General features: G+C 61.3%; 17 protein-coding genes, 1 tRNA gene, 2 rRNA genes and 2 pseudogenes (1 of these 22 cut by a window edge). 7 read left to right on the top strand and 15 right to left on the bottom strand.

Features of this window, described 5'->3' with window-relative positions:
* Positions 1 to 49: 49 nt before the first annotated feature.
* The 5 genes and pseudogenes from MU852_RS15350 to MU852_RS18320 form a co-directional block, all read right to left on the bottom strand.
* Entirely contained in the window at positions 50 to 1201 is a 1152-nt protein-coding gene (locus tag MU852_RS15350) for a major royal jelly family protein (RefSeq protein ID WP_249750278.1), read from the bottom strand.
* Positions 1198 to 2304: an NADH:flavin oxidoreductase/NADH oxidase gene (locus tag MU852_RS15345; protein WP_249750277.1), complete on the bottom strand. Its 1107-nt coding sequence runs from the start codon at positions 2302 to 2304 to the stop codon at positions 1198 to 1200. The genes MU852_RS15350 and MU852_RS15345 overlap by 4 nt, the downstream gene beginning before the upstream one ends.
* Positions 2304 to 2758: pseudogene (locus MU852_RS15340) on the bottom strand (VOC family protein). Before MU852_RS15340 ends, MU852_RS15345 begins: the two are co-directional and overlap by 1 nt.
* A 2-nt stretch (positions 2759 to 2760) precedes the next feature.
* Entirely contained in the window at positions 2761 to 3051 is a 291-nt protein-coding gene (locus MU852_RS15335; protein WP_249750276.1) for a type 1 glutamine amidotransferase family protein, read from the bottom strand.
* 31 nt (positions 3052 to 3082) lie between these two features.
* Positions 3083 to 3418 (bottom strand): annotated as a pseudogene (locus MU852_RS18320) (DJ-1/PfpI family protein); the annotation flags it as partial.
* 249 nt (positions 3419 to 3667) lie between these two features.
* Here MU852_RS18320 and MU852_RS15325 point away from each other — a divergent pair.
* The gene (locus MU852_RS15325) at positions 3668 to 4546 is read left to right on the top strand and encodes a LysR family transcriptional regulator (protein WP_207823005.1); all 879 of its coding nucleotides are present in this window, start codon (positions 3668 to 3670) and stop codon (positions 4544 to 4546) included.
* 514 nt (positions 4547 to 5060) lie between these two features.
* Here the strand turns inward: MU852_RS15325 and MU852_RS15320 are convergent.
* From MU852_RS15320 to MU852_RS15310, 3 genes are read right to left on the bottom strand one after another with little or no spacing between them, the layout of a single operon-like run.
* A complete protein-coding gene (locus MU852_RS15320; RefSeq protein ID WP_249750274.1) occupies positions 5061 to 5636 on the bottom strand; it encodes an RNA polymerase sigma factor in 576 nt (191 codons plus the stop codon).
* The gene (locus MU852_RS15315; protein ID WP_249750273.1) at positions 5633 to 6040 is read right to left on the bottom strand and encodes a hypothetical protein; all 408 of its coding nucleotides are present in this window, start codon (positions 6038 to 6040) and stop codon (positions 5633 to 5635) included. Before MU852_RS15315 ends, MU852_RS15320 begins: the two co-directional genes overlap by 4 nt.
* Before the next feature lie 29 nt (positions 6041 to 6069).
* Positions 6070 to 6450 (bottom strand): hypothetical protein, encoded by a 381-nt coding sequence (locus MU852_RS15310; protein WP_249750272.1) that lies wholly within the window; start codon positions 6448 to 6450, stop codon positions 6070 to 6072.
* A 902-nt stretch (positions 6451 to 7352) separates the two neighbouring features.
* Between MU852_RS15310 and MU852_RS15305 the strand changes: the two genes are divergently transcribed.
* The 3 genes from MU852_RS15305 to MU852_RS15295 all read left to right on the top strand — a co-directional run bounded on the left by MU852_RS15305 (position 7353) and on the right by MU852_RS15295 (position 10824).
* The gene (locus MU852_RS15305) at positions 7353 to 8672 is read left to right on the top strand and encodes an SIR2 family protein (protein WP_249750271.1); all 1320 of its coding nucleotides are present in this window, start codon (positions 7353 to 7355) and stop codon (positions 8670 to 8672) included.
* Positions 8669 to 9601, top strand: coding sequence for a helicase HerA domain-containing protein (locus MU852_RS15300; RefSeq protein ID WP_249750270.1), 933 nt, complete (start codon positions 8669 to 8671; stop codon positions 9599 to 9601). Before MU852_RS15305 ends, MU852_RS15300 begins: the two co-directional genes overlap by 4 nt.
* Positions 9602 to 9723: 122 nt before the next feature.
* Positions 9724 to 10824 (top strand): ATP-binding protein, encoded by a 1101-nt coding sequence (locus MU852_RS15295; RefSeq protein WP_249750269.1) that lies wholly within the window; start codon positions 9724 to 9726, stop codon positions 10822 to 10824.
* 184 nt (positions 10825 to 11008) lie between these two features.
* On the opposite strand, the gene MU852_RS15290 is transcribed toward MU852_RS15295, so the two are convergent.
* The gene (locus MU852_RS15290) at positions 11009 to 13228 is read right to left on the bottom strand and encodes a CHAT domain-containing protein (protein WP_249750268.1); all 2220 of its coding nucleotides are present in this window, start codon (positions 13226 to 13228) and stop codon (positions 11009 to 11011) included.
* Between the two features lie 179 nt (positions 13229 to 13407).
* Here MU852_RS15290 and MU852_RS15285 point away from each other — a divergent pair, with 179 nt between their 5' ends.
* Both MU852_RS15285 and MU852_RS15280 read left to right on the top strand, forming a co-directional pair.
* On the top strand, positions 13408 to 14133 hold the full coding sequence (locus MU852_RS15285) for a hypothetical protein (protein ID WP_249750267.1): 726 nt from the start codon (positions 13408 to 13410) through the stop codon (positions 14131 to 14133).
* Between the two features lie 59 nt (positions 14134 to 14192).
* Positions 14193 to 14885, top strand: coding sequence for a hypothetical protein (locus MU852_RS15280; RefSeq protein ID WP_249750266.1), 693 nt, complete (start codon positions 14193 to 14195; stop codon positions 14883 to 14885).
* A 269-nt stretch (positions 14886 to 15154) separates the two neighbouring features.
* On the opposite strand, the gene MU852_RS15275 is transcribed toward MU852_RS15280, so the two are convergent.
* Together MU852_RS15275 and MU852_RS15270 are read right to left on the bottom strand one after the other, a co-directional pair.
* Complete coding sequence (locus MU852_RS15275) at positions 15155 to 15610, bottom strand: PD-(D/E)XK nuclease domain-containing protein (RefSeq protein ID WP_249750265.1); 456 nt, start codon at positions 15608 to 15610, stop codon at positions 15155 to 15157.
* Positions 15607 to 15954, bottom strand: coding sequence for a hypothetical protein (locus MU852_RS15270; protein ID WP_249750264.1), 348 nt, complete (start codon positions 15952 to 15954; stop codon positions 15607 to 15609). Before MU852_RS15270 ends, MU852_RS15275 begins: the two co-directional genes overlap by 4 nt.
* Here MU852_RS15270 and MU852_RS15265 point away from each other — a divergent pair.
* A complete protein-coding gene (locus MU852_RS15265) occupies positions 15935 to 16630 on the top strand; it encodes a DUF6650 family protein (RefSeq protein WP_249750263.1) in 696 nt (231 codons plus the stop codon). The genes MU852_RS15270 and MU852_RS15265 overlap by 20 nt on opposite strands.
* Before the next feature lie 211 nt (positions 16631 to 16841).
* Here the strand turns inward: MU852_RS15265 and MU852_RS15260 are convergent, their stop codons facing one another.
* From MU852_RS15260 to MU852_RS15245, 4 genes are all read right to left on the bottom strand, one after another.
* Positions 16842 to 17381 carry a Ros/MucR family transcriptional regulator gene (locus MU852_RS15260; RefSeq protein ID WP_249750262.1) on the bottom strand — a complete coding sequence of 180 codons (540 nt, stop codon included), beginning with the start codon at positions 17379 to 17381 and terminating at the stop codon, positions 16842 to 16844.
* Between the two features lie 128 nt (positions 17382 to 17509).
* A tRNA-Met gene (locus tag MU852_RS15255) sits at positions 17510 to 17586 on the bottom strand.
* Between the two features lie 104 nt (positions 17587 to 17690).
* Positions 17691 to 17804: ribosomal RNA gene (rrf, locus tag MU852_RS15250) — 5S ribosomal RNA — on the bottom strand.
* An 89-nt stretch (positions 17805 to 17893) separates the two neighbouring features.
* Positions 17894 to 18678, bottom strand: a 23S ribosomal RNA gene (locus MU852_RS15245); it runs 1993 nt beyond the window's last position.

Raw genomic sequence — 18678 nt, 5'->3', positions numbered from 1 at the left:
GATTTTCGCCGGATCGCGGCTCCGCGGGAGCCCGCCCGGCCTGGTGGGGTCACCGCGAGCGCAACAGGACGGGAGCGGCGCCCACCTTGATGCGGAGCAGCTCGTAGGGCTTGCGGCGCAGGTCTCGGCCGCCGTGGAAGCCGGGCTGGCGGTGGAGCTGGTTGGCGGTGAAGTAGAGATATCCGTCGGTGCCGATCGACAGCGTGTCGGGCCAGCTGATGCGCGGGTTGCTGACCACCGTCGTCCAGCGGCCCTGGTCGAGCACGCGGATTGCGTTGTTCTCGTAATCGCCGGCGAACACGCGGCCCTTGTCGTCCTCGGCTATCCCGTCCGAGGCGCCTTTGCGCCCCAGGCTGCGGACCGCGCGGCCCAGCTCCTCCTCGGACACCGCGGGATCGCGCAACAACGCCGTGGGCACCGCGTGAAGCGTGCGACCCGACAGCGGACCATAATACAGCAGGCTGCCGTCGGCGCTGAGCGCAATCGCGTCGCTTGCGATCGTGACCGGCGTCGTGGGGCCGTCAGCCGGGCGGTTCATGAGCACCGCGCCATCGACAACCGGGGTGAAGCCGGGCTCGGGGTTGGTCGTCGCATGGTTCGACAGGCGCCGGATCGCCCGCCCGCTTGCGATATCGACGACGATGATGCCGCCGATCCCCTCGTTGCTGCTGTCGGTGATGTAGGCGACGCCCTCGGCGCCCTGACGCAGATCGAAGCGCACGTCGTTGAGGTAGGTCGTGGGCAGCACCACGCTGGGCGGCAGGACGATCGTCTTCACCACCCGGTCGGTCGCAAGGTCGATTGCCACCAGCTTTGCACCGCCGGCCTGTGGTTGAGAGAATTTGGGCGCCGCCGTGTCGAGCACCCAGAGGCGATTGGCGCCGTCGGCCACCACGCTCTGCACCGAGATGAAATGCCCAGCCGGGTCGGCCGGATCGGGCTGGTTGGTCGCGGCGTCGGGATAAGGCACCGCCTTGCCGTCGACCAGCTCGGCAACCGTGAACGGCGCGTTGTCGCCCCATTGCGGGAAGTTGACGAAGATGCGCCCGTTGGGGGCGACGGTCACGCCAGTCGGCATCGCGCCATCGAAGGTCGCGACCTGTTCGATCTGGGGCGCGGATGCACCCTCGCGGGTCGTCGAGCAGGCGGCAAGCGAGAGGGCAGCGCCAGCGGCAAGAAGCAGTTTGACGGAGGTTTTCATGGGGTCATTTCCTCGAGGATGCGGCCCGCTTCGTGGGGCTCGGACCGGAGATATTGCGGGGGCGCCTTGACCGATGCGCCAAGCGCGGCGGCGGCGTGCCAGGGCCAACGCGGCTCCCACAGCGCAGCGCGGGCTATCGCTATGGCGTCGGCATGCCCGTCTTCGAGGATGCGCTCCGCCTGGTGCGGATCGGTGATCATTCCGACCGCCACGACAGGCATGGAGACCGCGTCCTTGACCGTCCGCGCCAGCGGCACCTGATAGCCGGGACCGACAGGGATCTGCTGGCGCGGGTCGAGGCCGCCGCCGGAGACGTGGATTGCCGAACAACCGCGCCGCTCCAGCTCCTGTGCAAACAATGCGGTTTCCTCCGCTGTCCAGCCGCCTTCAACCCAGTCGGTCCCAGAAACGCGGACGGTCACCGGGCGGTCGGCCGGAAACGCTTCGCGCACGTCATCGAACACTTCGAGCGGGAACCGCATCCGGTTGTCGAGGCTGCCGCCGTATTCGTCGCCGCGCCGGTTGGAGATCGGCGAAAGAAACTCGTGGAGCAGATAGCCATGCGCGACGTGGATCTGGATGGCTTCGATGCCGAGCCTGCCGGCGCGCCGGGCGGCATCCGCGAACGCCTCCCGGATGCGGGCAAGCCCTGACTTGTCCAGTTCGACAGGGGGATTGTCGTCCGGAGCGAAGGGAATGGCGCTGGGTGCCACGGTCTGCCAGCCATTCTCCGCATCGGGGGCGATCTGCGTTCCGCCTTGCCACGGCTTGGCGCAGCTCGCCTTGCGGCCGGCATGGGCCAGCTGGATGATCAGCGGCATGTCCGACCAACGGCGCACACTTTCGAGCACGCTTCGCATCGCCGCTTCGGTACGGTCATCGTACAGGCCGACGTCACCGTAGGTGATGCGCCCTTCCGGGCTGACCGCGGTCGCCTCTATCGTCAGCGCGCCCGCGCCCGAGAGCGCCAACTGGCCGAGATGCATCTGGTGCCAGTCGGTCATCGCGCCGTCGACTGCCGAATACTGGCACATCGGCGCGATGACGATGCGGTTGGCGAGCCGCAGCCCGCCAACCTCAATCGGTTCGAACAATTTCGCCATCACCATTCGCCCGTGTTGGGCATGGAGGCCCAGGGTTCGGCCGGAGCCTTGTGTTCGCCCTTCTGCAGCAGTTCGATCGAGATCCCGTCCGGCGAGCGGACGAACGCCATGTATCCGTCACGCGGGGGCGATTGATCGTCACGCCGCCCGCCTGCAGCCGCGCGCACGTTTCGTAGATGTCGTCGACCCCGTAGGCGAGATGGCCGAAGTTTCGGCCGCCCGTGTATTTCTCGGAAGCGCTGCCATCCTCCGGCGGCCAGTTGTACGTCAGCTCGACCTCGGCATCGCCCTGCTCGCCGTCGCCGCGGAAATCCTCGTCGGCGGCAAGGTAGATCAGCGTGTAACGCCCGGCCTGGTTCTCCATGCGCCGGGTTTCCTTGAGACCCAGCAGCGTGAAGAAACGGATCGCCGCCTCGGGATCGGCGACGCGCACCATGGTGTGGAGATAGCGCATGATCAGGCGACCTTGTCCTTGAGGGCTTCCATCACGAGCTCCGCGGTGCGGGTAGCGCTGGCGGGGTTCTGGCCGGTCACCAGATTGCCGTCGCGCAGGGCGAAGGGGGCAAAATCGGGGCCGCCCTCGTGCTTGCCGCCGAGTTCCTTGAGACGCGTTTCGAGCAGGAACGGCACCGCCTGATCGAGGCCGACCGCGCGTTCCTCGCTGTCGGTGAAGCCCGCGACACGGCGATCGGCGACGAAGAAGGCGTGCCATCGGCCTTTTCGCTGAGACCAGCCCCGCCGGTCCATGGCAGACGGCGGCGACGATCTTGCCTTCGCGGTCGAAGCGTTCGACCAGGCGCGCCAGTTCGTCGCTGCCGGGGTAATCGAACATGGTGCCGTGGCCGCCGGGCAGGAACAGCGCGTCGTAGCCGGCGGGATCGATGCTTGTGAATACAGGGGTGCTGGTAACCTCGGCCTTCAGGGCCTCGTCCTTAAGATAGCGCTCGACCGAAGCGTCGTTCTCGCCGTCGGCGTTGACGCTGCGCTGGTCGACGGGGATGGCGCCGCCCTTGATCGAGGCCAGCGTCACCTCGGCGCCCGCATCGCGGAAGGCATAATACGGGGTGGTAAGTTCCTCGAGCCAGACACCCGTCGGTTCGGTGCCGGGAATCATTCGGTCGGCGGAGGTGGCCACCATGAGAATGCGGGTCATCGTCAACTGTCCTTTTCCATTGATGTCGGGGACACGAGCAAACGCAACCGGCGCAGCCGCACCCGCCACAAAGACAGCGGTGAGTGCTTTCAGCAGTTGGCGGCGATTTTGCATTCAATCGTTCCTTTCGGCGGCTTAGATACGCAGGGAACGGCATCATGAAATCCAGCGGGAATGGCGGACGGCCATAAATCCGGTTATGGAACCGGAATGTCTCTCCTGCAGTTGCGCACCTTCGTCGAAGTCTACCGCCGTCGTTCACTGAGCGAGGCGGCCCGGGCAATCGGCATCACCCAACCGGCGGCGTCGCAGCACATCGCATCGCTCGAGGCGCAACTGGGCCGTCCCTTGTTCGATCGCCATTCGCGCGGCGTCCGACCGACAGCGATCGCCGACGATCTCGCTGCTTCAATCGGAAGCAGCCTCGATACGGCGGAATCGGCACTGGCCAGCGCGCGGGCCCGTTCGTCCCGCATCTCGGGCACGGTCCACATCGCCGCGCCGTCGGACCTGCTGGGCGAAATGATCACGCCCCGACTGGCTCCGCTGCTGGAAGCAGGGCTGGACCTGCGGCTGCATATCGGCGGGCGCGAGGCGCTTTATGCCATGCTCCTCGAAGATAAGGTGCACCTGGCCGTCACCGCCTCGCAACCCGAAGATCCGCGGTTGGCCTTCCATGCGCTGGGCGAAGAGCATCTGCGCGCCGTAGCCTCACCCGCCGTGGCCATGCGGATTGCCGAATTGCCGCTTGCCGACGGGCTCAACCGGACGGCCCACCTCGCCTACGACCTCGACCGGCCGCTGCTGCGAACCTGGCTCCATGCAAACCAGCTCGAGCTGACGAGCCAGCCCGCGTTGACCGCGCCCGATTTGAGAGTATTGCGATCGGGATTGTGCGCGGGTCTCGGCTGGACGGTGATGCCCGGCTATCTCACCCGCAGCGAACGCGCTGCCTGCACGCTGATCGAGATACCCGCCCCGGTCACGGTGCCGCGCAACGCTTACTACCTCGTCTGGGCACGCTCATCGCTGCGACACCCGCGCGTGGCCATGGCTCGGGACGCGCTGATTGCTGCACTCCGAACATAATGGTGGCCACACCTGTTGGGCCGTGAGCGCAATGTCGGGTCTGAACCAGTTGAGCGCTGGCGGAACAAAGGGCGGCTTTCGGGATCGTCGGCGACAAGGCCGAACGGCCGGATGTGGGGCACAAAGCGCTCATCCTAGGAATGAAAAGGTTGTGTCGTCCCCTGCCCCAAAGTCGGCCACCTCTGTTCGGATCCTCAGGCGGGACTCGAACTCACGTTAAATAATTGGGATCTTTCCGACCAATCCCGTTGCGGAAGGGCTGGGGCACGCCGTTGCACTAGCGTGAGAATCCGGCTGTGAGCCACAGATCGCGGCTGGGGTCTTGCCTGATTTCGCACTGCCCGAGGATACCCCAAAATACCCCCATAAAGGCCCCGGCTTCAAGCGAACACTGCCGTCAACCAGCTGACTCTTAATCAGCGGGTCCCAGGTTCGAGCCCTAGCGCGCCCACCATATTTCCCTTATTCATCAATCAGATACAGATCCAGCGCCTCACATCAATGGGTCCTGAACCTAAGAGCCCGAAGCTGACCGAACCATATCCAAACGCCCCGCAATTGCAGCGGTAGTCCAGTCTTCAAACCCTGGAAAATGCTGGGAGCCCGAGATGTGGGCCAATGAGTCCAACTTTCTGTGTCGGAGTCTAGCCTGCTGTGTCGTCCGACACTTGCGTCGCGCTCGAAACGATTCGAACGTCCGATCTTCAGATTCGTAGTTGGATGCCGTCAGCGGACGCTCCCAAAGTCCGATATGAGTCAAATAACGTCCTTTGCCATTTAGTGACATCGGTGATTTGGCGGGCAGGCTGTCAGCAATGATCGCTAAGCCCAGCCCAATGTCAGACATCATCAGGGGCACCGCGCGAGCAATCCGCGCCAAGGCTTCCGCCAGATGGGCCTGAACCACGGTGCGCTTGATGCCGAGTTGTTGGCCGATCTCTTCAAAGGACAGCCCCGCCATCCGGTGCAGCAGGAACACGTCCCGCAGATCGGCCGGGAGTTGGAGGATCGCCTTGGCTAGGGCGCGCTTCTGATCAGCGGCAGTTGAGCGCCTTAAAATGCGTCGTGGTGAGGCCTTCTGGCGGTTCATGTGTCTGCCTGCCCGTTGTCATCCATGGCGGTTGCAACAGCCGATAGAAGGCCGCCGACCACTTCCTCTGCAGTTTCCGGCGTCATCAGGAGCACGGGCTTGCCCTGCCCAAAGGATAATGCCCCTGAAGCATAGAGCGGGCTGAGGGTGGCGATCAGTTGAGGAAGTCCGTCTGGCAGATGACGTAGGCCTGCCATACGAGCGCATCTCAGCGCCTTGTTCAGATCATGCCGCAGATGGATGCGGTTCCAGTTGTCCGTGATCCCGCACTGAAGAAGATAGGCCTTCAGAGCCAGCTCAGTGGCGATAGCCAGATAGTAGGCGCGAGACCCGTCAATCTCCGAGTTTCCGGCTTGTGCTATTTCCTTGAAAGCCCGGGCGTTCCCCGCAAGTACCTGGGCCAAACGTCTATCGGGGCGCCAACGAGCGCGTGTCACGACGGATGCTTCAAACGTGAGAGATCGCGGGCGGCCCTGACGATCAGTCCATGCACGATGCGGTTTTCTTCCGGCGCCAGGAGGCGTTCAGCGACTTGCAGGTTCGCAATGACGCCCTCGATATCCTGAGCCGGTACCTTGGGCAGAAAGCGTAACCAGCGGCGAAGGCGGCGGTCCATCAACCGCAGGCGGGTGTTTGTGTCAGTAAGTCCGCAGGCCCGCTCCGCCCTATCGCGATCCGCGTCTGACAGGGCAAACCAACCCGGCTGGCGCTCAAGCCGCGCCAAGGCCACCGCCCAAGTGTCTAACTGCCGGGCATACTCGTCATTGAGCGCCAGCCATTGTTGGTGCCAAGATACCCTCTGGAAATCAGGCATGCGGAACCTCCCGCGCAAACGCTCGGTCGCCCAGTCATCGCTGAACGGTGGAGTTTGATGGAATCTCCATTACACTCGACCGAATTTCAGCGACGATGTCAACGAAATTCCATCATCAAGAGAGGAATTTCAGTCATGATGCATGCTGTGCAGGTTCGTATGGCCCGTGCTGCGCTCGGATTAGCGTTCGCGAGTTGGCAGAACGATCCGGTGTCGCGGACTCCACCATCCTGCGATTTGAGACCGGCAAAGGCGCAATCCTCACCACCAATATGGCGCGGATTCAGAACTCACTCGAGGAGGCTGGTGTCGTGTTCATTCCAGCAGACGCTGCTGGCGGACCAGGCGTTCGACTGAAGGCCTGATCTTCACCAGCGTCGTTATGGCGGACCCACGCCGGGCCGCGAAAGGCCTGTCAGGGGTGAGCGCGGCACGTGCTCATCGCTCCGCGACGGCGCAGCCGCCCTTGACCGGCCGAGAGCGGCCCGGTCCGCTCAGACAGCCAAGACGCACAGAAAAGGCGCGATTTACCGCGCCGCTTCAAAGAGATGACCGCCAAGGCAAGGTGCACGCTCGGCGCACGCCTTGACCTATCAAGTTGAAATACGACGAGGAATCATCACCCCACCCCCGCCGCACCTTGTGGCTTTTATCTTGCCCTCTCTGTTTTGGCGTCTTTGTTGCCTCGATCGCCCGGTATCGGACCTTGGCACCATTGAGGGATCCGCACCAAGCGAGCGCGCGGGCAGCAGTCAGCATCGCACCCAGACCCGCCAGGAGTTGTCCTGCGGTGGCTCGGGCCCGCACCAATAGCGACCGACCTTGAGTCTCGCACACTTTACCGTTCAACTTGTCGTAGAGGGCCCGAACCTCCAACATCGGGAAAAGTCAGGGGTGAGGCGATGGATTGGAAACCGCACTGTTACAGGGCCGGCTCGCACCTCGATGCCGTCGACGATCTGCCTGCGGGTGAAGATCTTGAGAAGTTCATTGAGCGGTCCCGACGCTATATCGAACCTTGGTTGTCGGCCGTCTTCCAAGCCGAGCATCTGAATCTGGTGCTGGGCAGCGGGTTCACATCAGCGGTCGCTTTTGCCGCTGGCGGCCGAGCGGCAGACATGGGCCAGATCGCCTTCGGTAGCGCCTATGATGCAAGTATCAATCGGCACGCTGAGACCACCGCTCAATCAATGGGCCGAGGGGCGGCAAACATCGAAGATCAGTTCCGTAGCGCCCTCGCCGTTCTTGAGGGGCTGACAGTCACAGACGAGGCAGCTGCAACGGCGTTCAAGAGGCAGATTGATGCCAAGATGTTGGATTTCCTGCGCAGCATTCTGGCGACGGAACGGGCCATATCAGGGGCCCACCAAGATGGTCGGCTGAAAGCTGAAAGCCTCCTCCAATCCTTCCTCTTGAGCTTTGCCAGTCGTTCGGCGTCCCGCGAGCGCCTGCACGTCTTCACGACGAATTACGAGCGGTTGATCGAGCACGGCTGCGATCTTGCCGGTCTTCGGATCGTTGATCGTTTCGTCGGTGCGCTCAATCCGCTTTTTCGATCATCGCGGGTCGAACTGGATATGCACTACAACCCGCCAGGAATTCGAGGCGAGCCTCGGTTCATGGAAGGCGTCGTGCGGGTGTCGAAACTGCACGGGTCGATCGACTGGCAGTTCGATAAGGCGTCGAAAGTGATCCGGCGAGTCGGCATTCCTTTCGGTGCTGCCGACGACCACACGGACATTCCGCAAAGTCCAATCGATACGGTGATGATCTATCCCAACCCTGCAAAGGACGTGGAGACCACCGCTTACCCTTACGCCGAGATTTTCCGCGATATGGCGGCAGCCGTCTGTCGCCCCAACGCCGTTGTTGTCACCTACGGCTATGGGTTCGGAGACGATCATATCAATCGCGTGTTGCTCGACATGCTCTCGATCCCGTCCACGCACATCGTCATCATAAGCTATGGCGTCGATGATCGGCTAAAGAACTTCTGCAAAAAGGTCCGAACGGCCCAAGTCTCGCTTCTTTGCGGATCGCATTTCGGCGGCCTCGAAAATCTCGTCGAACATTATCTGCCGAAGCCGGCGCTCGACTACATCACCGGCCGCCTGTCTGACATCCTTCGACGGCGGCCAGATATCGCTCCGGTCCGTGAAGCAGCAGTCGATCAACCTGGACCGGACATCGCCGGCGGTGGCGGAGAAGGAGCGCAGGGATGACCAGCGCCATCGAACGCCTTGCTGAACTCGTCATCGGTTCAGTCGAGTCGGTTGCGCCCGGTGAGATACGGATCCAGCTCGAGCTTGAGGCTCCGCACACAACAGCCCTCAATACAGGGACGCCGTCGTCGTTTCCGAGGCTCAACAGCTATGTCGTCATCCCGAATGAAGCTGGCGCGACCGTCGCCTACGTCCACTGGATCGGGATCGAGCGTTCTCCGTACCCGAAACGGGCAGGCCTCAAAGACTTTGGCCTCATCGACCTTCCTTTCCCGCTGAGGAAGATGTGGGTGGCCCCCGTTGGCACTCTTCGGTCGCGACGCGACAGCGCGTCAGGTACGGTAAAATACGAACTGTCGCGAGGGGTAAGCGCCTTCCCTTCTGTCGGCGACCAAGTTCTGATTCCGACGCCCGAACAGATCGACGCTATTGTCGGCGGAAAGGACTCGGAGAAACGCGTCCGGATTGGCGCATCACCGCTCGCGGCCGATGCAGCGATCAAGGTCGATCCAGACAAGCTTTTTGGGCGCCACCTCGCCGTCTTGGGAAATACCGGCAGCGGAAAATCGTGCAGTGTTGCCGGCCTCATTCGCTGGTCACTGGAGGCAAGTAAGCGAGAGATTGGTGGCGAGAATCCTACGCCGAATGCGCGCTTCATTATCCTGGATCCGAATGGAGAATATTCCAAGGCCTTCAACGATCTGGGTGGGCAAACGCGTGTCTTCCGTGTCCCTCCGGTAGCCGACGACGTTCGACCGTTAGACGTTCCAGCGTGGCTTTGGAGCGGCCACGAATGGACTGCCGTAGCCCACGCGCAGCCTGGTGCTCAGCGCCCACTTTTGATGCAGGGGCTTCGTGAGCTAAAAGGGGGAATATTCATGGTGTGCCAAGAGAGGCCATCGTTCGAAGATACCTTGGATCGTATGTAATCCGGATCGTGGCGCTTCTAAATCAAGGCGCTCCAGCGTTCAGCGGTAGCGTGCCAGCTCGCTTTTCTGCAGCCCGACTCCTTGAAGGAATACGAGACGACACGCTGGCGTTCGTCGATGATATGGACGTCGCCTATCACGACCCACTGCGCGAGATTTCAGTCGCGGCAGGCGAGGTTCTAGACAACCGTAGCTCCGGCAATGGCTATTTCAACGACTTCAGCTTCGATGACCTTGAAGGCGTGCGCGATCAAATCCAGGCGCTAATTCGCGACCTTCCGGAAGCCGTCGAACTCATCGGCACGAGCGAGGATTCCCCTACATATTTCGACGTGAACCAACTGCCTGCTCATCTTGAGCAGATCGCCACCGAACAAGGAGGCAATCTGGCGGCGTTCATCTCGACGCTGGGTCTTCGGATTAAGAGCATGCTCGCGGACCAACGGCTCGGCCCTGTCATCTCCCGCGACCCGCCCACAACCTTCGAGGACTGGCTGAAAGACTATGTGGGCGATGATGGCGCTAGCAACGGACCGCTTGCGGTCATTGACCTTTCGCTCGTGCCCGCCGAAGTCGTTCATATCGTCGTCGCCGTCACAGCGCGGCTGATCTTCGAGGCGCTCCAACGATATCGACGCGTCCATCCTGAAGGGAAGACGCTGCCGACGGTCCTGGTACTTGAAGAGGCTCATTCCTTCATCAAGAAGGGCGGCGATATCGATGCCTTGTCACCGAGTCACCTTTGTCGAGAGACGTTCGAGCGCATCGCTAGGGAAGGCCGAAAGTTCGGATTAGGTCTCGTGCTGTCCTCGCAGCGGCCATCCGAGCTATCTCCGACGGTGCTGGCTCAATGCAATACGTTTCTGCTGCATCGCCTCGTCAACGACGCCGACCAAGGCCTCGTGTCTAAGCTCGTGCCCGACAATGTAGGGGGACTTCTCAAAGAATTGCCGAGCCTGCCTTCGCGACAAGCTATCCTTCTTGGGTGGGCGACGCCCATCCCGATCCTCGTTGAAATCGATGAACTGCCGGATGCGCACCAGCCGCAATCGAAAGACCCCGATTTCTGGGATGTCTGGACACAGAAATCGCCGCGCGAATTGAACTGGCAGGACGTCATCGCTGAATGGATGCCTGCGCAGCCTGGTGGTGGACCCCCAATCGCTGACGGGGAGATGGTCCCGCCGGGCCTGACGCGCCAGATCCCCTGCTCGATATCGTAGGCGATTGATCGAGTCCCTCCGATCAGTCGCCGAAGATCACAGCCGGTCGCGTTCCGAGCCCCTTCGCTTAGTCTAAAAGAACGCTCAGCAGATGGAACAGTCGATCTCGCCATGCCTGATGCGCGATCAGTCATGCTGTCCGATTTGAGTGCAGTGCGCTGGAGCGACGGTTGGGCTCAATAGATTAGGATTCGTCCATCTGAGCTGCCTCACGCGCCAGCCGCTCAGGCGTGTCGAACAGAATGGTCTCGGGCCGGCCCATCTGGAGGTAGCTGATCGCGCTTGATCCCGCGATGGCCATCTGAAGTTCGCGCTTGGCGCGTTTCTCATCGAGGCCAAGCTCGACAACCTTCGCCTCGATGGTCGCGAACGGGTCGGGATCGCCCAGATTGATCGCGCGGTTGCTGGCCTCACCCAGCTCGATCATCTGGGCGTCGGTGATGAGGCGCTTCTTGAGCAATTCATGACGCAGATCTGTGGCGGCCTGCATGCGGATCATACCGGAGCAGATTTCGGCCCAGGTCATGGCCCTGCCGACCGCATTGATCATGGGCGGCACGAATTCGGCGAGCCGGTACAGAAGCCGTGCCGCAAACGTCGCCGCATTCATGGCCTCCAACGGGAAGACCGACGCCAGAACGGTACGGCAGCCCAGCATCAGGAAGCCGTTCGCGGTCGTCGCGTGATTGCGGTCGGCTGCATGCGTATCGCAGGCGCTAAGGATCATGATCGGCGGAGCGCGTTTGATCCGAGCGCGCAACGACCACACATCGCATGCCTCGTCCTTGAGCATGAGCACGGCCGGCTTGTCGCGGTCATGCGTGCCATGCCCGTCAAAGATCGCGATGGCGCCGTCGAACGCGTTGATCGCGTCCGCCAGTTGGTCGGCGCTGCCGACCTCCTTGAAGGTGATTTCGAACCTGTCCTTCCAGAGTTTGCCGAAGGTCACGAAGGCAGCCTCGAACATGCCTCGGATTTGGTCTTCGGATTTCAGGGCGCTCAGGACGAGCACGCGCTTGAAGGTTTCGGGCACGATCCGGATCGGCTGTTGTGCGCCGATCTGTGAGACGAACAGGTTTCCAGGCGTCACCGACACCCGCGAAACCTGCTTACGCAGGCACAGCGGCAGGCCATCGACCTCAAGCCATTCCAGATGTGCGTCGGCGACGATACGGATTTGATCGCCGCCATCGCGAATGAGGTCCAGAAACTCGGGCGGCACCGCCTGGGAAATGCGCGCCTGCACGGCCCGAAAATCAGCCAGCGTCTCGGCGTCGGACCGATTGGCCATGCGGTAGTGGTTGGAGAATTGACGCACCGCCGATCCGGTCCGATTGATGTCGTTTGGAAGGCGCGCGACGGCCGAGATTTCCGAGGCCGTCAGAATCTCCATCACGGCCGTTGTGAGCTGCAATTCAATCTGACGGGCCTGCATCAACACGTTGGGTTTGAACGTGCCCGTCCCCGACTTCGCCTCTTCGACCGTCATGCCGGTCAGGGCTACGTTCTGGGCTTCGGTCGTGATGTCGTACGCATAGCCCCGCTGACGCTGAATCATGTTTTTGATTATGCGGAAGTTCCGGCGCTCAAGCTTGTCAGCGTTCGCTACCGGCTTCAGGGCGTTCACATGCGGGTACACCGCCGGCGCAAAGAGCGTGAGCGCGGGTGGCCTAGGAAAGCTGGGTTCGGGCAGTGTCTCCGGCACCGCCGCCCGTTCCTCGAGCACACTGCGCGTCGTTTGCACGATCTGCGCGACATACGGCTGTATGCCGTCGCCTGTCGCTTTGAACCGCCCCGTCACGGGGCTGTCGAACCCCAGGACGGACAGCGCGATCAGATTGGGCGTCACCGTGGCGTGGCCGCCCACTGTGTAGTCCAGCCTGCGCACCGCAGGCGGAGACCAAGACCCGATACAGCGCTTGGTGTCTGCAACGGCCTCACTGGGCGACAACGCCATCATGGCGTCGCACGTAGCGAGCAGCGCTTTCTGGAGGCCGTCGACATCAAATTCCGCGTAGCTAAGCGTTCCGTCTTTCTCGGCGACCACAACGGGCTTGATCGGGCAGCTTGCCAGCCACGTTTGATAAGGCGCGACGCTTTGCCCAGGTCCAAGAATGATGACCGAGAATGGCGCTTCCAGCGGCATCGGCTCGGACATGATTGCGCGAGGAGATTGCGGGAAAAACTGGATGGCCGATGTGCCGCAGACGCGGCTGGCGATGCGCCCCAGGTGATACTCGGGGCACAGCTCGTAGACATTAGCAGGAAGAAGAGCGACGCGCCGGATCAGTTCGCTCGACAAGGCCAACCGAGGCGAGAAGCCCGCTAGAGGGGTCGTGTCTTCCGGCCGCCAATCCGGCGTGGCGACGAGGTAGTGAATCTCTGTGAGGAAGCCATCGGCCATAGCCGATCCTAGCTCGGCATGAATGTGGTCGCCAATCCGGTTCGGAGAGAGCAGAGCCGCGAGGGAATTTGGTAGTTCAATGGATCTCAGGGAGACGTGGATACCCCCAGATTGCGAGTGGAAATGGGGACTTCCACCGGCAGTGTCCCCCGTTGAGCGGCTCGGCTCCGGGGAAGACCATGAACGACCTATCGCTTGTCTTGGAGACGGTGACGGCCAACGAACCGAAGGCGATGGCGTGGACACTTTCGGTCGCTCCCGATCAGGCCAGGTTCGCACAGATGGCTTTCGACCACTTCGCCACCTGTCTGGCGTCGGTCGATAAAGGACAGATGTTTTTTCAGGGCATCTACGTTCACGCCCGAAAGATGGCCGGGCTGTCCGTCCTGTCCGCCCTACGCCAACATCGGATCGAGAGTGGTCAGAACCTCCGACAAGTCATCGAGGCGACGTCGCTGATGGGCTACCACGCGATTCACCCCGGCACGCCCGAAGACCTAAACCAACCCGACATGTCGGCCGACGAATTCATGGCCGCCAACGAAGAGGGATTAAAGCGTGCGTTCAGATGGATCGGCACCGCCTATCCGCCCCTAAGCCGCGACCTGAAGCACAACAAGGATCACATCAACCGGCACCTCTCACACGCGACTGTGCTGGGGTCGGCTTTCGTCTTCGACTATCTGGCCAATACCGACACCGATCGAGGGTTCTTCGACCACCCGAATGAGGATGAGACGCGGATGAGCCTTTACCTCGCCGGTCAGGTCATCATGCTGGCCATCACCATGCTGGGCACCGCTGCGAGGGACGCCCAAGGTATCAAACTGCAACCCGGCTTCGGAGCGGCATACGATGAGTTGATCGATGTCGCGATGACGGTTCGGCAAGGGTTCTTGGCCTGATGGGTGCCCAAGTCGTTCCTGACCATCGCATCCAGCTACTCGCGGCACAGGAATCGGAGATGATCGAGTGGACCGCGAAGCGGGCCGGTATCTACGGCGTCTTCGCCCACGGTGCCTTCTCAGTCATGGACAGCATGGTGACCGACCTGCCGAAGTCACACATGCTTTTCGCCGGAGCGTGGGCAACGGTGCGATCATTCGCCGGTCAGGCACTTCTATCCGCCATGCGGCAGCACCGCATTCAGATGAACCTCTGCATCCGTCAGGTTCTCGAAGGTACCACGCTCGCAGCGTATCTTCTCGCCCATCCCCAGCCAGATCACCGCACCGAGGACGATCAGGGCAACATGGTCGAACCCAAGTTGCTGATGACCAAGCTCGTCTACCCGTGGTTCAAGACAACGTTCCCCGATGAGAACGCTAAGATCAAAGAGCTAAAGGACCAAATCAATCTGTTGAGCGGCCACGCTAACCTGATCGCGACGTCGGCGGTCTTCGACTACGGCCAGAAGGCCGGCATGCAGATCACGGCGGATTTCTTCGACCAACCCATCGACCAGATGGTCTGGGCAAACTTCTACGAAGTCGGCGAAGCAATCACGCTGGCGATCGAGGTCATTTTGCATGCCAACATCACCGCGACCGCTTTCCGACTCCGGCGGACGATCGTGGAAGAGTATGCAGCACTCGATGACTTACATCGTCGGGCGACCATCCAGTTCAACACCGACTACGACGCCGCCCAGGTCTAAAAAAAGCCGACGAAGCAACACTGGCACCTGTTGCGATCAGGGATCATCGGCCTCACCGCCGGTGACCTCGAACTGCGCCTTCCCAACATCAACCGAGAAGTCCAACATCGGCGGGATAGTTCTCGGATTTACCCAGGGCGGCGCGCCGCCGTGGAAGACGGCGAGAACTACGCCGACGCGGTGGCTTGGGCGGCTTAAGCCAGGTCTGAACCAGGCGTCATTGTCCCATTCTGAACCGAGAGCGGCCTTCGGTGGGGCCATCGCCCAGACTAGCGGGGCTCATTACGTGGTGCGATGATAACGCGGGTCCGCAGGGTACCTTGCACTCCTTCAAGGTCGTCCTCGATGCCACGCGGATTGTTGATCAGACCATCAGGATCGTAGACGAAACATACGAGTGTGTCGCAGCCGGGATGCGCTTGGTAGCGCGCGCGATCGACGATCAGTTCTTCGCCGAGAGCAGCAGCCTTTAACGACGGGCGGGTCTTTTTCACCTCGACGACGAGCCGTTCGGCTTTGAGCAGAAAGTCGATGCGAGACCCTCGTCCGGCGTAGCTCGGTGAATGCTCCTCTGGCCGCACATCGTCGAAGTGAAGGCGCAAGATCGTGTGAAGCAGGTCTTGGACGTCATATTCGTCAGCGATGGTGAGGGTAGGCCGATCGCCGTGACGGTGCCTAAGCTGACGGGCCGCTGCGTGGAAGCGGAGGCATAGCTTCTCGATCAAAGCGAGAGCGTCCGGAACCTCAGTCGCTGCTGCCTCCCCGGCAGGCCATACTCGGTGATCTCGTCGATCATGGAGTCCAGAATGGTGGCCGCATGCCTCAGACCATCGCGGCGGGCCTCCGCGAAGACGTAGTCGGGCGTATCCGTCGTGAAGATGCCGAGGGAATATCGGACGTCCTCGTAATCCGACATGTGGCTGCTCTGTGATCCAAAGATGCGCTCGATGGCGACCTTGGTATCGCGGTGCCACTTGCTGAACTCGGGCACATCCTTGTCCCCACGCGCCAAGGAAATCGCGGCCCCGGACTGGCGTTTAAGGATATCTATGGCTTTGACGCTGTTCATGAACACGGTTTTGCATAGGAATCGGTCCGCTTGCCAGCGCTTAACCATGAGGCACGGTTGCACAGGCGTCGCCTTCGGCTTTAGCCTCCCCGCCATGCGTACGGGTGCCATCCATTTCCAGTTCAACATCGCCAATGTGCTGGCCGATGTTCGCCGTTTACCTCGGGTGGGCCTCGATGCCGTTCCGATTTCCCTGCCGTTTGTGACTGTCATGTCCCGTGCGAGCGAAGCCGATCGCCTAATCGCGGCGGAATTGGTCACTCGGCTGGCTGACCGGCGCGTCCTCAACTCTCAAGAGTGTTGTGACAGTTGTATCGACGAGGCCTTGGAAGCTTTCCAGGAAATCCGTGCATCTCTGCTCGAGGTCAAAGTCCGATTGATCGGTTCAACTGACCCTGTGCTCGCGAATCTCATCGAGCTCATGCTTGGGCCAATCCGGCAATTCCTAACCTTTGAACAATCGCTTCGCCAGCAGACCCCTACAAGTGGCGAGGATGGCCGCTACCGTTCCCACGAGAGTAGGCAGGTCTACTTCGATGCGCTTGAACAGCTTAGGGCACATCTAAGCCGCTGCATCGGTCAGTTGGCTGTCATCGCCGGTCTCCCGCAGCCTTTGGACGGTTATCACAGCCAATATAGTGGCGGATGGGATTTGGACGCCTACCGGGCTAGTTGAACCGACTGCCGCTGAGCTGGTGCGCGGCGACCAGAAATCCGCAATCAGCTTCCCCTTTAGGATTTTCTGAAGGTCCACCCAAAGCGTCAGATGCTGGCTTGATCGAACGCACGCGCAACACTTCGTAGAAACGGCGGCGGTGCGCCGCTGTAGATGGAAACATAACCAGCCAGCCTCAAGCACTGCACACCGGTGCCTGCCCGTGTCGCCTTCAGGACGCTCGTTTGGCCCTCTGCTTCGGAGGCGTGCCTTTTCGTTTAGCCCCGAGCCCGATCGCCTTGGCTTGGGCGGATCTTACGGCCGAATAGCCGGGCGCCACGATGGGATAGTCGGCCGGCAGTCCGAACGCTTCACGATAGCTGTCGGGCGTATAGCCCCGCGTGCTGAGGTGTCGTTTCAGCGTCTTGTACATTTTGCCATCCAGGAAGGAGACAATCCCCTCCTCCGTCACCGACTTCCGAATAGCAGCGCGGCCGGGCGTTTCGGGACCTGTCTCTGCGGTCGCTTCGGCCGGTGCGGCCGTTAGCCGGACCAGGGCCGAATGAGTGGCGCTGATGACCTCAGGGACCGCAACGGGATCGACCTTGTTGTTGGCCAGGAACGCCACGACGATGTCGGCGGTGAGGACAGCAGATCGGCTGCGCCGGCATGTTCGGTCGGGGTGTCGGTCATCAAGAGCTCCTAGGTCGCGCGAAGCGTCGCATTTGGCTCTGGCGAGAGCAACCGCTGTCGCCGCGTCGTCTCTCAGCATCGTGATCCAAAGCCCCGCTGTGCCTGCATTTGCGCGCCGGGTGCTTCCACGAGGCTTCCACGGGCGGATTTGGGGTGGGGAATGGCCAAAGAAAAACCCGCTATCCTGTTGGAATAGCGGGTTAAAACTGGGTGCGGGAGTAGGATTTGAACCTACGACCTTCAGGTTATGAGCCTGACGAGCTACCGGGCTGCTCCATCCCGCGGCGAACGGTAGGATCGTGAGGAAGAACGGTTCGAGCCTGGCCTCAAGTCGCGCGAAGCGCGGTAGGCCAAGGATAATCGCTTCATTCGGCTGTCCGCCTGGTAGACCCGGCGGCGACCTACTCTCCCGCGCCTTAAGACGAAGTACCATTGGCTCTGGAGGGCTTAACGACCGAGTTCGGAATGGGATCGGGTGGGAACCTCCGACATAGCCACCAGGTCAACGAGGCGGACAGCGGAATGAAGAGAAGACATTGTCTGAGATTGCTTCGGTCAAGGAAGCAATCATCGAATGAGTTTTGCTGAGAAACGATCAAACCGATCGGATTATTAGTACCAGTAAGCTACACGCGTCGCCGCGCTTCCACACCTGGCCTATCAACGTGGTAGTCTTCCACGATCCTCAGCGAAGCCTTGTTTTGGGTTAGTTTCCCGCTTAGATGCTTTCAGCGGTTATCTATTCCATACTTAGCTACCCTGCTGCGCAGCTGGCGCCACGACAGGTCCACCAGAGGTATGTCCATCCCGGTCCTCTCGTACTAGGGACAGATCCTCTCAAGCTTCGAACACCCACGGCAGATAGGGACCAAACTGTCTCACGACGTTCTGAACCCAGCTCACGTACCACTTTAAATGGCGAACAGCCATACCCTTGGGACCTGCTCCAGCCCCAGGATGTGATGAGCCGACATCGAGGTGCCAAACTTTGCCGTCGATATGGACTCTTGGGCAAAATCAGCCTGTTATCCCTAGAGTACCTTTTATCCGTTGAGCGATGGCCCTTCCACGCGGGACCACCGGATCACTATGGCCGACTTTCGTCTCTGCTCGACTTGTCAGTCTCGCAGTCAGGCGAGCTTATGCCATTGCACTCGACGAGCGATTTCCGACCGCTCTGAGCTCACCATCGCGCGCCTCCGTTACACTTTGGGAGGCGACCGCCCCAGTCAAACTACCCACCACGCCATGTCCCGGGACCGGATAACGGCCCTCGGTTAGACGTCAACGACAGTAAGGGTGGTATTTCAAGGACGACTCCACCGAGGCTGGCGCCCCGGCTTCATAGTCTCCCACCTATCCTACACATACGGTCG

The sequence above is a fragment of the Brevundimonas albigilva genome (assembly GCF_023503965.1).
Lineage (GTDB): Bacteria > Pseudomonadota > Alphaproteobacteria > Caulobacterales > Caulobacteraceae > Brevundimonas > Brevundimonas albigilva.
The sequence above is the reverse complement of the archived record's forward strand: the minus strand, read 5'-3'. Positions and strand labels throughout refer to the sequence as shown.